Source organism: Zarconia navalis LEGE 11467 (genome assembly GCF_015207075.1).
GTDB classification, from domain to species: domain Bacteria; phylum Cyanobacteriota; class Cyanobacteriia; order Cyanobacteriales; family Geitlerinemataceae; genus Zarconia; species Zarconia navalis.
Genome location: NZ_JADEXN010000008.1, coordinates 14,190 through 29,469 on the forward strand (window position 1 = coordinate 14,190; position 15,280 = coordinate 29,469).

The following is a 15,280-nucleotide window of genomic DNA, read 5'->3' on the forward strand; positions in this document are numbered from 1 at the left end:
CTTATATTTTAACGCATTTTGTTTACTTGTAATTCAAACAACGGGAGCGTGCTTGACTAATACTGCACGTTGTTCTATTTTTAATAGTGTACGAGCACAAAAAAAGCGCCGCTTCAGCTTGAACTGAAGTAGCGCAGTTACTTTGTTTTTAAATCATGAATACTATAGCACGTAACGGAGCTAGTCCTCCGCGTCCCGATCGTAGTGCGTGTAGCGAGTCCGATGACGATGTTGGTGTAGGAGTAGTACTCCATCCTCGAGAGGAACTCGCCAAACTCGGCCCTTTTTTACCCAAGCCTCTCTACACCTTGTTTCAAGCCTTTCTGACTTGGATGACAGGTAAAGCCTATTCCGGTCAGCAACCTTTGTTCGCAGCCAACCGATACTGGCACTTGTTCTGTGCGCTCATCTCTCTATTTGGCGGCGTACTCGGAAGTGCGATCGTCCTTAATGGTTCACCGCTCTTTCTACCACTACTGCTTTGCTCTTGGGTTTTCACCGTTGGCGGAGCGCGTATGTTACAGACCACGATTAACCACCAGTGCGTCCATAAGCAAGTTTTCGGTAAGATGCACGATCGTTGGCTTTCAGAAATTCTGTCAACTCTGTTGATGACTTCGGACTATGAGACATATTCCGGGGATCATTTGACACCTCACCATGGACTCAAGACGTTTGCCAATTTTGAGGACGATCCAGATGCTAAATCGTTGCGGGAGAATGGTTTGCGCTCCGGTATGCCGAAAGAATGGTACTGGAAATGGTTGTGGCAAACAATGTTTTCCCCCAAGTTCCACGGGCAATTTTTGGCGAGTCGCTTGGCTGGTAATTTTTCGTCGAAAAAAATGTATCGCCAATGGATGTCAGTTCTTTTCTATCTAGCAACGATCGTTGGAGTCTCCCTAACACATACATGGTGGCTCTTTCTGGTCGCTTGGTTTTTTCCGTTGACCTTTTTGTACCAAGTTTCAGCTTGCTTGCAAGTTGCTTCCGAGCATCTGTGGGGTCATGAGAAAGATAACAAGCATATCCCAAACGAACTCAAAAGTCACGGACGCTACTGTGGGGAATGTCCTCCTTTCGGTCAGTCCATGTTTGCTTGGTCTAAATTTTGGCTGCGAATGCTTTTTTCTCATCTACCCGTTCGCATTGCCATCCTACCTGGAGAACTGCCCGAACATTGTTGGCACCATTATCATACTGATACTCGCAACTGGGAGAATGGTGTATACGAGGTACAAAAATTGGAAGAAACTCAAGACATTACTTTTGTTGAAGTTTGGGGTTTAGATAAAGCACTCGATCGGGTTTTCTCCCACCTGGAAAAATTTCCTCCTCGATCGTAATTACCGAGTTCAATGCTGGTCGGTAAAACCACTCTTGCGATCGAAGCTAGATCTAGTCGCTTAAACAGTATCTATCTGGAAGCGATCGTAGCTTCCAGATAACCTCAAATTCGCTCTTTCACAATCGCTGAGGTTCAAGTCTATGTTTGATTTCTCAAATCAGATGGTTTTGTATCAAGACTTTGTTTCAGGCACAGTAGAGCAGATTGAGAATATCGATAAACTTCGGGTAAGTGCGATGGGAGCATCTTGGCCTGCAAAGCTCTATTCATCAGTCAATGCAACGCACCTTAAAGTGGGTGCATCTGTAGCGGTCATCGGACGACACGGATCGACATTGTTAGTCTCGCCTCTTTAGCAGCTAATCATTCTCCCTCTTCATCTAAACGACAACTGTTAAATTTTTCTTGAAACCTATGTACGCTGACAACGACTCCAAATTTATTGCCGTTCTCAATCGCAAAATTGAAACCCCAAAGCTGATGAATGCTTTAGGTCATATGACAGTTGGATTAATGGCAAAGTTACCTGCTGTTGATAAAAGCAAACCGCTCAAATATGAATTTGAAGCTTCATGGGCTGACCCATCTCTGATTAGCCTTTACCCATTCATTCTTTTGGCAGCTAAGAATAACAACCAACTCAAAACCTTGCATCTCAGAGCCAACGAACTTGGAGTTTGCCACAATGCTTTTACCGATAGTATGTTGGGAAGTTCTGCATCTGAACAGCAACAACAGACAAAAGAAGTGGAAACTGATAATCTTACTTATTTTGGTATTGTTATCTTCGGTGCTACTGAGCAGTTGACCGATCTAACACGTAAGTATTCTCTCTTTAAAGGTTAATGACAGTTTGTTCTAGGCTTAAGCAGCAAAGCTGAAAGTAATTGCTAGTCGCACATAGCTTTTGCCTGTATTCAACCTTGAATATATTTCTTTGTCAAGACAAATGGCTGTGACTTTGACTGGAGAGTAAAAAAAATATCCTCAGAATGTTAGATTCCGAGGATATTTTTTAAGAAATTTAAAAGACATTGAGCTGTAAAGTGACAGCTTACTCCGTTCCTTCAATCGGGGCAAAACCCTGACGCTGGATGTTCTCCGTTATCGTCCGGGGTTCGAGGAACTGCAACACGTAATCCGGGCCGCCAGCTTTGGAACCGACACCGGATAACTTAAACCCGCCAAAGGGTTGGCGCGAGACGATCGCCCCAGTAATCCCTCGGTTAATATACAAGTTGCCCACTTCAAACTCCGCCATCGCCCGATCGATATGGGAGGGAGTGCGCGAGTACAATCCCCCCGTCAGGGCGTAGTTGGTGCCATTGGCCACTTCCAAGGCTGCGTCGAAATCCTTGACTTTAATCACCGCCAACACCGGGCCGAAAATTTCCTCCTGGGCGATGGTATCATCGGGTTTCACGTCGGCAAACACCACCGGTCCGACAAAGTAGCCCGGTTCTGGAGAGGGCATTTCGATCGCCACGCTGGACTCTTCCTTCCCTTTAGCGATATACTCCCGAATCCGCTGCTGGGCTTTGGCATCAATCACCGGCCCCACTTGGGTGCTGGGTTTGGCGGCATCTCCCACATTGAGCGATCGCACCGCTTCCACCAAACGACTGACAAAGGCATCGTACACCGACTCGATCGCGATCGCCCGCGAACAAGCCGAACATTTCTGCCCGCTATAGCCGAACGCAGACTGCACCACTCCGGCAACTGCCTGGTCTAAATCTGCACTCTCGTCGATAATCAGACCATTTTTGCCCCCCATCTCGGCAATCACCCGCTTCAGGTGTTTTTGTCCCGGTTGGAGAATGGCGGCATCCCGGAAAATTTGGCATCCCACTTCCTGGGAACCGGTAAAGACGATCGTATTGATATCCCGATGCTTCACCATATGGGCCCCGACGGTGGAACCCTTACCGGGGACGAATTGAAAGACCCCTTTGGGAATCCCCGCTTCGATCAGAATTTCCGCGAGTTTGGCGGCGATGACGCTAGATACTTCAGCGGGTTTGAGGAGAGTAGGATTCCCGGCAACCAAAGAAGCCACCGTCATCCCTGTGGGAATAGCGAAGGGGAAATTCCAGGGGGAAATCACCAGGGTAATGCCGCGCGGTTGGTAGTGGTAGCGGTTGTTTTCCCCCGCCAGATCGTAGTTATGTCCCCCGGCGAGGCGTTCCATTTCGTCGGCGTAATAGCGGCAAAAGTCGATCGCCTCAGACACTTCCCCATCGCACTCCCGCATCGGCTTACCCACTTCCAGCAGCATCCACGCCACCAGTTCGTTGCGCCGCCGTTCCATAATTTCCGCCGCGTTGCGCAGAATGGCCGATCGTTCCGATGCCGGGGTACGCCGCCAACTCCCGAATGCAGTTTTTGCCGCTTGGATAGCGAGATCGGCCAGTTCGATGTCGATTAACCCCAGAGTGCCGATAACGTCTTCGGGATTGGAGGGGTTCACCGAGTTGACAGTTTGCGAGGTGGAAACGTATTCGCCGTCAATGAAGGGTAAATAGGTTTTGCCCAATTCCCCCTGAACTTGTTTGAGGGCTTTCTGGGCGGCTTCTCGCAATTGGGCATCGGCATAGTCGGTATTTGCCACATTGGGAAACGCCGATTTTTCGGCCGCATCCCGCGCCACTTCCGCGCCGTCTTCTACTTCGAGAGAAGGGGCCGCGAGGAGTTCTTCCACCGGGCGATCTTCCATACTTTGACGCAGGAAGGAACTATTGGCCGTATTTTCCAGCAGGCGGCGAATTAGGTAGGCCATCCCCGGTAGGAGTTCGCCGTAGGGACAGTAGACGCGCACCCGATGCCCCCGCTTCGCCAGGGCGGTTGCGAGTTTGTCCCCCATACCGTACAGTACTTGCATCTCGAAGCGCCGTTGGGGAATATTTAGGCTTTCGGCAATGGCGATCGCGTGGGCTTGGGAACGGACGTTGTGGGAACCAATGGCCGCATATAAATACTCGTGATTTTCCAAGAGAAGCTGCGTCATCCGCTCGAAATTGGCATCGGTGGCTTCTTTCTCGTTAAACACCGGTTGGGGCCAATCGTTTTGCAGGGATGTAATCGTCTCTTGGTCCCAATATGCCCCTTTCACTAACCTTACGGTGACGGGATTTCCCCGGTCTTTTGCCCAACTTATTAAATCTTGCAAATCTGCGTAACTATCCCGTAAATAGGCTTGCAACGTCACGCCGATATCGGTGCGATCGCGAAACTCGTCTTCCGTTAGAATCTCCTTGAGAATCGACAAGGTGAGGTCTTTGTACTCGTACTGTTCCATATCGAAATGGATGGCGGAACCCACTTTCTTGGCATGGCGCAATACATTCCGAATGCGATCGCTCACTCGTTCTTGACTGCCCTGGGGGTCGAGGGCATCGAATTGGGAGTAGAATGCAGTCAACTTGACGGAAACTTGTACCTTGGGCAGGGGTTCGCCGTCCGCTTCGTCGATTTGCGCCACCGTCTGCCACTTCTGAGACTGTTGCGACAGGGCACTCATCAACTCTAGGTAGCGCTCGAAGTAAGATTGGGCTTCGGCTTCGGTAATCACCGCTTCCCCCAGCAAGTCGATGGTGAACGCCATTTTATCTTTGCGCAGGCGTTCGATGGTTTTGATAACCTGCCCCATGGTTTCCCCGGAAATATACTTGTGTGCCAGGGTTTCCACGCCGGTAGAAACGGTGGTAGCGGCAACCTGTCCGGTGGCGGAGTTTCCCCCACTAAACCCGATTAGTTTTTTTAAGGGATCGGGCAGTTCCACTTCCTCTGCGGTGAGATACTCCTGAAGGTGGCGGGCGATTTCGGCTTTGCTGCGCAGGGCGGGCAAACAGTCGATGAAGCGAAACAGTTGCACCCGCAGTCCGGGGTTGCTCATCGCCCAGTCGAGTAGCTTGTCGTCCCATTGCATCCGATCGCGCATTTGGGCGAAAAACGATCCTTTGGACTGGGTGGCGGCGAGCAGTTCTCGGGCGATTTCCTGGGTTTTGGCTTCGTAAGGGCAAGTTTTGGGGGCTTGTGCGACCACGATCGATATACTCCGATTTTGACTAGGGGTTGCAGAGGCGAAACTCTCTATTTTAGTCGATCGGGTTGGGGCGAGGGGCGATCGTTTTTAAGGGTTTCTTGACAAGGACGCTCGTTGTCGTTTGGGTCCTCTAAGGTTAGCTACGATTGTGTTTAATTATCTCTGAGCTTGTAACCGTTGTTACAAAATTGATGTGTTGAAGCTGAAATGAGCCTCAAAATTGGGTAACTTTGAGTCGATTTGGGAACGAGTTTACAGGAGTTTCGGGTTGCGGTAAACTTTCAAGAAAAGATGAATCTATATTCTATTTTTGTACGTAAAATAAGTAAATCGAGCTTTCGAGTTTCACTCTTCCCATCATACTTTTTGCTGAAGATAAATCCGGCTCGATCGCGATCGAGTTATCCTAACTTCTAAATAACTTCTAAATTAAAAGGGTTCGAGAAACCAGCGCGCGATCGCCCGTAAAAACATCTAATTTACAAGAGTCAAACGCGAACACCCAGCCGCATCTCAATCTCACATCTAAACCTCGATCGATTTCAGCTCTAACTTAACTAGATATTAATATTTTCTTAACTCAATCACTCGAAAAGTTCGATAATCTTTATCTTGGCTAGGGATGCTCGACAGAAAAAGACGATTGAAACATTGCAAGTAACCCTAAATGCGGTTCGTTAACAACACCAAATATTGAGTTTTTTGAGTAATGGTTGCCGATAGTCATACTACAAATCCCAAAGTATATGACTGGCTGTTTCGCTCGCATTTTAGAGCGTAAATTCCAGACTCAGCGACGATCGATATTCTAATTTTGGGCTTTCTGATTCTGGTGCGATCGGGTCTATATATTACCCCCATGAACCTATTCTATTTTTTACTCGAAACTCCACCCGAAGTCGTGGAGACTCAGACCCGAATTATCGATGAATTTCTCAAGGGTGGGCCTGTTATGTGGCCGCTGTTGGGGTTGTCTGTTCTGACCCTGACCGCAGCCTTAGAACGCGGTTGGTTTTGGTTGCGACTCATCAGCCAAGAAGATCGCATCGTCAATGATGTTCTCGAAGCATCGCGGTACGATTTGAGCAAAGCCTTGGAAATCGCCGAATACGCGCGACACCTAACCATCGGGCGCTTTTTGCTCGCCCCCCTGCAACTGCGGCAACCGAGTCCGGAAACCTTTCGGCTAGCCATGGAAGCGGCTGCCGACAAGGAATTTATCAAAATGCGCCGGGGAGACAAACTCCTCGAAACTGTGATTGCCGTTGCGCCGCTACTGGGTTTGCTCGGGACGGTGACGGGATTGATTTCTACCTTCGATAACCTCACCGTCGGCGGCGGCGGTTCTGCCGACGAAGCCACCAGAGCGGCTTCCGGGATTGGTGCAGCGCTGCTGACAACTGCGGCGGGGATGGTGGTGGCGATTATGGCGCTGCTGGTGTTTCGAGTGTTCGTCACCTTACAGGCGCAACAAATGGATTATTTCAGCCGCGTCGGTAGCGAACTCGAACTGATTTACCGTCAAATTTGGTACGAACCTGCCGATGGCACGATCCCTCCTCCCCTACCCGTGGCAACCATCGCCACTACCGATGGTGCTGCGTCCCGAGACAATCGATCGCAGAGGTAGAAAAATCTAAATGCGATCGCAGCAAGCTAAATCGAAAATTCCCCAAGTCAATCTCGTGCCGATGATTGATGTCTTGATGTCGGTGCTAACATTTTTTATCATCCTGGCGATGAATCTCACCAGTTCGACGGTGCCCAATGTGGATGTACCGACACTTACCGAAGGCGTTACAGAGGGGACTGATGGCGCTGGAGGCATTGCTGAAGAAAAAAACGAGCCTCCAGAAGCATTAGTTGTGGGATTGGATAAAGACGGTCAAATTATTTTAGACGGCGGCCCCGCCGACGAAGCTCAACTTGCCGAAGCCATGGAAATCTTTCTCGCGGAAAATGCCGAAGGGGTCGTCAAATTAACGGCCGATCGCGAACTTAATTTTCGTAATGTGGACGGGTTGCTCGAAACCATGGCCGAAATTGGTGGCGATCGCGTTTTGTTGGTGGTTCAATGATTTGATAAATCATTCGTTTCGGGGAACGCGAAGCATTCGGATATTGACTGATATTCACCGAACAGTGACTGACCCAATGCACGTATCCTAACGATCGATTCCTGGTTACTATTCACGGCTAGCCGATAACTGTAATGCGCTTTCAAAATAAAAACGAACTGGGTGAAATTCCCGAAGTTGATATCACCCCCATGTTGAATGTGATTATGGTGGTATTAGCTTTTTTTGTGGTGGTTTCAACAACCTTGACGGGAGAACCGGAAACGGTGAAAATTGACCTTCCCAACCCATCAGAAAGTGAAGCCGCAGACGAAGAAGCTGAGGATTCAGAACCGCCTCCGGTTTTGCGGGTAAATGTAGCAGCAGATGGGACGATGACCGTAGACGATCGCCCTTATCAAAAAGAGGAGGTACTCGCGATCGTTCCGGCGTACATCGAGAACAATCCCGAAAGTTTGGTTTATCTAATTCCCGATCCGGACTTGCCCTACGAACAAGTGATTCAAATGTTAGCGGCAATGCGAGATGTGGGGGGCGATCGTATTTCTCTAGCGGTCGGAAATGGCAAAGATAAAGATGAGACTGAAGAAGTCAAAACGTCTGAGGAATAAAAGGAGATCGGTTCGAATCAAGATCGAACAGAAAAGGTCGGCGTTTATATCTCCGACTTTTTCCGCGTTGAGTCATTTAACTCGATCGCCATAAACAGCAGGGGATGCCATGATGTCTGCCGTGCTAATTCGGTTTCTCGGAGTTTGCTTTGAAGTAAAAACAGGAGTTTCATCAGCATACTCGTAGACAATATTCAGGCTTGAGTAACACCCGGAATCTGTAATCCCCTCCAAGTTTCCAAAAGTTAAGCTGCATCATCTCTGGGATCGGTGGTCCAGATAATCATTGTTGCTCCGCTCCCTTTAAGTTTAATTAAGCTCAGATAAAACTCAACACCCTCCTGATTTTGCGCTCGATATAAGTATTCATCAGCATATGCTTTTCCGAGTTCCTCAACTTCAAATCCCATACGTCCTTCTAAAATCGGCTGGATAAACTGAGGATAAGCATTACGGGGACTCACTTGTTGAATACTAATCCATTTACCTGGCAAAACGCCTTCTCGGAAATCGGGATTATCTGGGTCGGGATTATCGAAAAAATAAGGTAGCTTATCTTCAGGCATCAACTCGATGTTTAATTTTGATGCAAAGTCACTCAGGGCATCAAAATCATTTACACCATCAGCTGCTAATTCACCCACGAGCCAAGTTCTCAACCGTTCCACCAGATCTGCACCACCTCGTCTGATTCCTTCCGTATTCGCCTCGGGTTCCGGTTCTGGCTCGGGTTCTGGCTCGGGTTCTGGTTCTGGCTCAGGCTCAGGTTCCGGTTCTTCTTCTTTTATTTCCTTTTTGTCTTCGAGTTCTTCTTCAGGCTCCGGCTCCGTCTCAGGTTCTGGTTCCGGCTCAGGTTCTGCTTTCTCTTCAACGGGGTCTGGAGGTGGTGGAAGGCGTTCTTCTCTCGGCTCGGGTTTTGGTTCCGGCTCAGGCTCAGGTTCCGGTTCCAGCTCAGGTTTCGGTTCCAGCTCAGGTTTCGGTTCCAGCTCAGGTTCCGGCTCAGGTTCTTCTAGTTCCGGCTCGAGTTCTTCAATTTCTTCCTCCTCCCCTCCCAACAAACTAGTAATCGTCACGGATTCTTCATCGAGCAACTCCGGATCGATTGCCGCCTCAACGATTTCTTCTGGAGGGAGCGGTCGGCTCAGAAACAAAACGTGAAGTCCGATGGCCATCAGCAGCACAGGACGCCATAACGTCCGCAGTGCCAATAAGGTTTGTATCAGTTTGTTTCGGAGCAAAAAAAGGAGTTTCATCAGAGTACTAGTTGAGAAGATCCCGACTTGAGGGTAAAAGAGATGGGGAAGAATGAATATCCCCTAAATTCCGCGCTTGAGAATTCCAAATTCCGATCGATTGCCAAAAAGGAGCGATCGCCCAATATCGAGAATTCGGATCGATCGCTCTTTGAATTCAAAGCTCAAGGGATCTGTGAGTAGATGAAGAAAGCGAAGTTTACAGACCTTCGCGTAGAGGTTCCGCACCGGTTTCGCCATTGTTAAAGCGTGTCAGTGCTGCCTCGTAATCGTTGCTTTGAAGGGGAACGTAGCCAACTTCGCTGACGTATTGCACCCCTTGGGTGAGGTAGAACTGCACAAATTCCTCCACTTCCGAGCGTTCCATGGATTTAGTGCTCACGTAAATGAAAATAGGACGAGAAAGGGGATAGGAACCATCGTTCACAGCCGCTGCGGAAGGAGACACCGGAGAACCGTCTCCACCATCGACGGCCAACCCTTTGAGCCGACCTTGATTTTCTAGGTAGTAGGCAAAGCCGAAATATCCCAGAGCGTTGACATCGCTCGCCACGCCTTGAACCAAAACGTTGTCATCTTCGCTGGCGGTGTAGTCACCCCGACTTGCACCCTCTTCGCCGTTAATTTTCTTGGTGAAATAGTCGAAAGTTCCCGAGTCGGAACCGGGACCGTAAAGGTTTAAAGGTGCGCTCGGCCAGCCAGAACTGACTTGATTCCAGCTCGATACCGTCCCCTCAGCTTCCGGGGCCCACATGGCATTGAGTTGCTCGAAGGTAATGCTAGAGAGAGGGTTATCTTGGCTAACGACGACGGTTAAGGCATCGTAAGCAACGGGTAATTCGATAAAATCTATCCCATTGGCTTTGCAAGCCTCAATTTCAGATTCTTTAATTCGTCGGGAAGCATCGGAAATATCAGTTTCCCCAGCACAGAATTTTCTGAAGCCACCACCAGTCCCAGAAATTCCAACTGTGACCCGAACAGAGCCACTTTTAGAAATTTGAAACTCTTCGGCGACTGCCTCGGTAATCGGGTAAACGGTACTAGAGCCATCAATTCTGACGATGCTGGCATTTTGCGAGCGGACTTGTGCGGCACCGAGGGCGATGGTCGTAGCGGCAACGGCCATCGAAGTCATCCGCGCAATGGGTTTGAGCTTGAGTGTCATGTTCCTTATTACTCTCACACTGCTGAGTTTATGCTGCTAGATTTTTCGGTCACAGCGCTGTTCGCAGCCAGTATACTCGCCACAGTTTAAGATCGTAATAATCTTAAATTAAGAAAAAAATAACCTCTAGAATTGAGATTTCTAGAAGTCTTTATTTATGTATTTTCACGGAAATATATGAGTTTAATACTCTCAAACTAGACCCGAACGCGTATTATCCATATAATACTTTTAACGCTCGGATGCTTAAGCGACGTACAACTAATTTTCCATGTGAGCTGGAATTTGTCTTTGTTCGCAATACCGAAGCCAAGCCGTAAATTCCTCTGAAATCACTTCACCGTAGCAAAGAGGATTTTCCAAAAGCCAGTTTGCTTGAGCGGAATATCCCTTTTTTAGCAAAGCTTCGATGGTCGCGACGCGATCTTGAAGATCGCACTTGCCGCTACGAGCAATTTCAGCAAGAGCTTTCATTAAAGTCAACGGATCTTTCACGACGAACACCCCGATTACAACGATAAATATTAAATCCGTTTTCCATCGACCGTTGAGTCTCTCATACCTGCAATATCAATCCAATATATTTTAAGCAGACGATCGATTGCGAGAACGAACTGACAAGAGTGTGAGATTGAAATTGGAATCTTACTCTCTTCTTTTATTAAAGATACCCCAGACTTCCAAGAAACAGCAATAGGATAACTCCCGCTAGGGGTGAGGATATTCAAACAAAAAGACCCAGTTCGCAAAAAACTGGGTGATGAAGAAGCTAGCTCGATTTACAATTTCAGACTCCCCTATAAAGTACGGGATATAGGTTAAGAACGCTTTGCGCTTGAGTAAAGCTTTGAGACAGTGTTGAGATATTCCCAACAATCGAAACTGATATTGTTGGGAATATCTGATGAATACGATTAACTTTTGTTATTCAACCGATAAAATTCAAAGTTTAAGGCTGTAGTTTTTGATACATATTTGAGGTAAACTAGGGATCTTTCGAACGTCAAAGTCAAGATTTATTATCGCGGCATCTCGTGAGGTTACAATTTATTTTTGTTTGTAAATAATTGCATTTTGACAGCCAATTATTTCGATCGTCGATCGAATTGGCAACCGGCGATCGAATTCGATCGCCAAACCCTTAATTAACTGTTACGATCTTGCTCCTGCTCGACATAGGAGATCATCTGACAGGTATCCGCACGAGCCAGGCGATTTTCTCTTTCTTCGTAAAGTCGAGCGGCTGCTTTAAGGTCGGCAATCGCACGATTGTGATTATCGCGAATATGGTATACCCAACCTCGTTGTTCTAATATTTCTGGCTCTTGTCCGCTCGATAACTCAATGGCTTTATCAAAGGCTTGTAAGGCATTATGAAAATCACCCGTGGCTACGGCATTTTCACCCACAATTTGCCAAGAACGAGCGGTATTGAGATTATCGGGAATGGGTTGAGATTCATAAGTCGGGGGTGTGAATTCGACAACTCGTGCTGCTCTATTTTGAATAATTTGAGGGCAAGCCGCATCGATTGCAAACTTCTCTAATTCTTCTTCTTGAGCTAGTGCTACCGGAGAAAGTACCGTTAATACTGTTGCCGTAAGACTCGCGATCGAAATTGTTCGGGTCAACATAAATAATCTCCTTTCAATAAATAAATTAACTATCTTTTATAATTCTATCGAGAACGATAAAAATAAACCTCTATCGAAGGAAGGAAAATTGACTCCCTCGAAAGTGAGAATTTTTAATATTAATCCTAATTTCAGAGTCAGCATTCAGCCATCAGCCGTCAGTGGGTTTCAAGTCCCGGATGCAGAAATATTCATGGATTCTCATGGCAAAGACTATCAACTTTTGCCCTGAAGCGAGAACTCCGATTCAACCCATTCACTCGTGCCTTTTCTTCAAAAGCTGAGCGCTAATCGCTGCGCGGACTTACATTCCGGATGTGATATTCAGCCGAATTGGAAATGATTCGATAATATTCGAGGAATTGTTTTTCGGTGGCGATCGAAATTTTTAATTATGAAGTGGAGGGAATCTGTTGAATTTCGAGCTTGGCTTGTAGCTCTATAGTACCTTCTCGAACTTCTAGGTGAGATACTTTAACCGTCACACCGTCTAAGCGAAAGTGAGCGAGATTGAGGAGTTCGGAAATTCGATCGAGCATGAACTCTCGAAGCTGTAGGAAAAGCTCGCCGTCTTTGATGTTGCTTTTGCTTTCTTCCAGAGCGATTGTCATCACTTTAAAACTGGCTGGGTGAAAAGATAATGCGTACTCAAAGGAAAATTTCTGTTTTCGCCCCGTGCCGTTTGAGATAACTTCGGCATCGACTTCGATGGTTCGATCGGATTTTATCCGACATTCAACTCTTTCTAAGTTAAGGGTTCCAAGCGCTTCAGAAAATCCAAAATCCTGCGCTTTTAGCCGTTCTCGCACTTTCTGAGAACTTAAAGTATAGCCGAAGTTCTCATCGGTCAAAAGAATACAAGTCTTGCCTTGGCTCGGTTGGGTGAGTTCCACATTCCCCAACAGCGCTCGCATCGGATCGATCGCGATATTCGCAATTTCGATCTCGAGTTTTTCAACTCGAAAATTGGGCGAAAGCGCAACTTCATCAGCAGATAACCAAATCGAATCGACGGCTCCGCGGGAAATGCGCTCGGGATCGGCATTGACTTCGACGGCTAGATGATTGGCACTGTCAATGCGAGTGGCAAAAATAAATTCGGCAGCTTTATTCACTGCTTGCTGAGCGATTCCAAGATTTTCGGTGCTCATGAGTTTGGGTTCGACTTGTTGGAATGAATCAATGGGAGCGGAGCGCTCTTGTCGCAGCGTTACTTCGATCTACGGCAACGGAACGGGTATGATGTCACTTTGAAGGTGGCTGGGAGATTCGATATCTTCCCAGGAAAGCGATTATTAGGCTCGCAAGAATGGCTCGAGCTTTACAAGTACAACTCGCTTGCGTCGAGCAAATAGGTCTGTTTGGTTTCGGTTATCCTCGAATCAAGGTACACCGCACGTCTCCCACCTGAATCTGAGATTGGGAAGAAGAACGTGCGGTGCAAAGCGTCCGGCATTAAGGACAAAGGCTTATTTTAACTTGTCTTTAGCCTTATCAAATGCCCCTTGTAGTTCGCCCCAGGCTTTCTCGAAGCCAACTTTCACCTCATCCCAGGCATCTGTACTCGTTTCCTGAATGTCTTTAAACTTGCGAGCGGCGACGTCTCGCTTGGCGTACAGCTCTTCCATGCGATCGTGATAATCAATGGTTGCGTCGGCTTTAGCTTGAGTGGCTTTGGCTTTGAGCTCGTCAATTTGAGCGTTAAATTTATCCAGTTGGGCTTTAACTTTGGCTTGATAGGCTTGTTTGGTTTCGTCAGTTGCCATTGAGTATGACCTCCAGATCTGAATCTTTGTTGAAATTTGAGTGATTGAATGAGTGAAGTTGCAGACTATAGTAGCTGGTCTTCCTGTTTTTTAACATTCGTGATTCTATCTAAACATTCTTTGTCCTGAATGCATACCCCTCTTTGAGTAGAATTTTCATCACTTTTATTAGCGAAATCCTGCGGGTATTGGTTGAGTAAATCGCACTTTAAGTTCGAGGGAGGTTTCATCTAAATTTCGATTTGTGAAAGATCCGAAAAAAATATCAGATTGTCTTGATATTCACGAACGTTTTCTTGAAGATGGTTTAGACTCAGAATTTATCCACTTTTCCAAAGACTGGGTACGAACGGGAAAATGGAATGGTTCTTGAATCGAAAGTATAAAGTCAATATTTTACAGGATAAACTTGAAAAGAGCGCCTAAAAGTCTATCCCTTAAAATCTTAGAATTAGGCGATCGTTTGGTGTTCTCATTCGTTGTCTTTCTTCGCAAGCACTTAACATTCAATGTGGCAAATTCTTAAAAATCTACTTTCGCCGGAGCAGTATATGCCCCACGGTCACTGCTACCTGTGGCAAACACCATTGGTGGGGCTGCACGTCGTCAGTGATTTGCTCATTGCGATCGCCTATTTCTCGATTCCGGCGATGCTCGTTTACTTTGTCCTCAATCGTCCAGATATTCCCTTCTTTAAGTTTTTCATTCTCTTTGGCGCGTTCATCATCCTCTGCGGTGTCGGACACTTGCTCGAAATTTGGACCCTTTGGCATCCAGCATACTGGCTGTCTGGAGTGGAGCAAGGGGCGACCGCTCTAGTATCTTGCTATACCGCCATGTCTATGGTGACGTTGTTACCTCAGTTTTTGTCCCTCAAAACCCCAGAAGAACTCGAAACGATCAACCAAGCGTTGTACGGCGAAATTCAAGAACGCCTCAAAGCCGAAGCCGAGCTGCGTCGCGCCTATGACGAGCAAGAAAGCAAAGTCCGCGAACGGACTCGGGAGTTAGTCAGAGCCAATCAAACTCTCGAGAGCGAAATTCAAGAGCGCAAGCAGGTTCAAGGGAAGCTGCAACAAATTGCCATGCGAGAACAGACGATCTCTCGCGTAGTCGGGCGGATGCGCCGCACCCTCGATCTAGAAACGATTTTTACCGCCACGACCCAAGAACTGCGGCAAGCCCTCCACTGCGATCGGGTTTTGGTGTATCGCTTCAACCCCGACTGGAGTGGAGAATTGGTGGCTGAATCCGTGGGCAAAGACTGGGACCTTTTGGTTCCGCTAAAAAACACCGATCCGAGTTTGACCAAAGTCGCCATCAGTCGATCCGATTGTACGATCGCCACTTTAGCCGGAACCGATAACCCCTTCCAAG

At 47.4% G+C, this 15,280-nt stretch carries 15 protein-coding genes; 7 read left to right on the forward strand and 8 right to left on the reverse strand.

What is annotated here, in order from left to right; genetic code table 11:
- Positions 1-155 precede the first annotated feature (155 nt).
- Entirely contained in the window at positions 156-1,346 is a 1,191-nt protein-coding gene (locus IQ235_RS01150; RefSeq protein WP_264319660.1) for a fatty acid desaturase, read from the forward strand.
- A 416-nt stretch (positions 1,347-1,762) separates the two neighbouring features.
- Positions 1,763-2,194, forward strand: coding sequence for a DUF2000 domain-containing protein (locus IQ235_RS01155; protein ID WP_264319661.1), 432 nt, complete (start codon positions 1,763-1,765; stop codon positions 2,192-2,194).
- A gap of 208 nt (positions 2,195-2,402) precedes the next feature.
- Here IQ235_RS01155 and pruA read toward each other — a convergent pair whose 3' ends face one another.
- Entirely contained in the window at positions 2,403-5,393 is a 2,991-nt protein-coding gene (pruA, locus tag IQ235_RS01160) for an L-glutamate gamma-semialdehyde dehydrogenase (RefSeq protein WP_264319662.1), read from the reverse strand.
- An 814-nt stretch (positions 5,394-6,207) separates the two neighbouring features.
- On the opposite strand from pruA, the gene IQ235_RS01165 reads away from it, so the two are divergent.
- The 3 genes from IQ235_RS01165 (at position 6,208) to IQ235_RS01175 (ending at position 8,082) form a co-directional block, all read left to right on the forward strand.
- Positions 6,208-7,023, forward strand: coding sequence for a MotA/TolQ/ExbB proton channel family protein (locus IQ235_RS01165; protein WP_264319663.1), 816 nt, complete (start codon positions 6,208-6,210; stop codon positions 7,021-7,023).
- A gap of 10 nt (positions 7,024-7,033) precedes the next feature.
- A complete protein-coding gene (locus IQ235_RS01170; RefSeq protein ID WP_264319664.1) occupies positions 7,034-7,471 on the forward strand; it encodes an ExbD/TolR family protein in 438 nt (145 codons plus the stop codon).
- A 134-nt stretch (positions 7,472-7,605) separates the two neighbouring features.
- Positions 7,606-8,082 (forward strand): ExbD/TolR family protein, encoded by a 477-nt coding sequence (locus tag IQ235_RS01175; RefSeq protein ID WP_264319665.1) that lies wholly within the window; start codon positions 7,606-7,608, stop codon positions 8,080-8,082.
- Between the two features lie 44 nt (positions 8,083-8,126).
- Here the strand turns inward: IQ235_RS01175 and IQ235_RS01180 are convergent, their stop codons facing one another.
- The 5 genes from IQ235_RS01180 to IQ235_RS01200 all read right to left on the reverse strand — a co-directional run bounded on the left by IQ235_RS01180 (position 8,127) and on the right by IQ235_RS01200 (position 12,137).
- Positions 8,127-8,255 carry a hypothetical protein gene (locus tag IQ235_RS01180; RefSeq protein WP_264319666.1) on the reverse strand — a complete coding sequence of 43 codons (129 nt, stop codon included), beginning with the start codon at positions 8,253-8,255 and terminating at the stop codon, positions 8,127-8,129.
- 72 nt (positions 8,256-8,327) lie between these two features.
- Positions 8,328-9,335, reverse strand: coding sequence for a hypothetical protein (locus tag IQ235_RS01185; protein WP_264319667.1), 1,008 nt, complete (start codon positions 9,333-9,335; stop codon positions 8,328-8,330).
- Positions 9,336-9,534: 199 nt separating this feature from the next.
- On the reverse strand, positions 9,535-10,503 hold the full coding sequence (locus IQ235_RS01190; RefSeq protein ID WP_264319668.1) for a PstS family phosphate ABC transporter substrate-binding protein: 969 nt from the start codon (positions 10,501-10,503) through the stop codon (positions 9,535-9,537).
- Between the two features lie 261 nt (positions 10,504-10,764).
- Positions 10,765-10,977 carry a hypothetical protein gene (locus IQ235_RS01195; protein ID WP_264319669.1) on the reverse strand — a complete coding sequence of 71 codons (213 nt, stop codon included), beginning with the start codon at positions 10,975-10,977 and terminating at the stop codon, positions 10,765-10,767.
- 671 nt (positions 10,978-11,648) lie between these two features.
- Positions 11,649-12,137 (reverse strand): tetratricopeptide repeat protein, encoded by a 489-nt coding sequence (locus tag IQ235_RS01200; RefSeq protein ID WP_264319670.1) that lies wholly within the window; start codon positions 12,135-12,137, stop codon positions 11,649-11,651.
- Positions 12,138-12,225: 88 nt separating this feature from the next.
- On the opposite strand from IQ235_RS01200, the gene IQ235_RS01205 reads away from it, so the two are divergent.
- Positions 12,226-12,369: a hypothetical protein gene (locus tag IQ235_RS01205; protein WP_264319671.1), complete on the forward strand. Its 144-nt coding sequence runs from the start codon at positions 12,226-12,228 to the stop codon at positions 12,367-12,369.
- A 160-nt stretch (positions 12,370-12,529) separates the two neighbouring features.
- Here IQ235_RS01205 and IQ235_RS01210 read toward each other — a convergent pair whose 3' ends face one another.
- Together IQ235_RS01210 and IQ235_RS01215 are read right to left on the reverse strand one after the other, a co-directional pair.
- Entirely contained in the window at positions 12,530-13,288 is a 759-nt protein-coding gene (locus IQ235_RS01210; RefSeq protein ID WP_264319672.1) for an LmeA family phospholipid-binding protein, read from the reverse strand.
- 318 nt (positions 13,289-13,606) lie between these two features.
- Complete coding sequence (locus IQ235_RS01215; RefSeq protein ID WP_264319673.1) at positions 13,607-13,903, reverse strand: sll1863 family stress response protein; 297 nt, start codon at positions 13,901-13,903, stop codon at positions 13,607-13,609.
- 509 nt (positions 13,904-14,412) lie between these two features.
- Here IQ235_RS01215 and IQ235_RS01220 point away from each other — a divergent pair.
- On the forward strand, positions 14,413-15,280 hold an 868-nt coding region (locus IQ235_RS01220; RefSeq protein ID WP_264319674.1), incomplete at its 3' end, for a GAF domain-containing protein.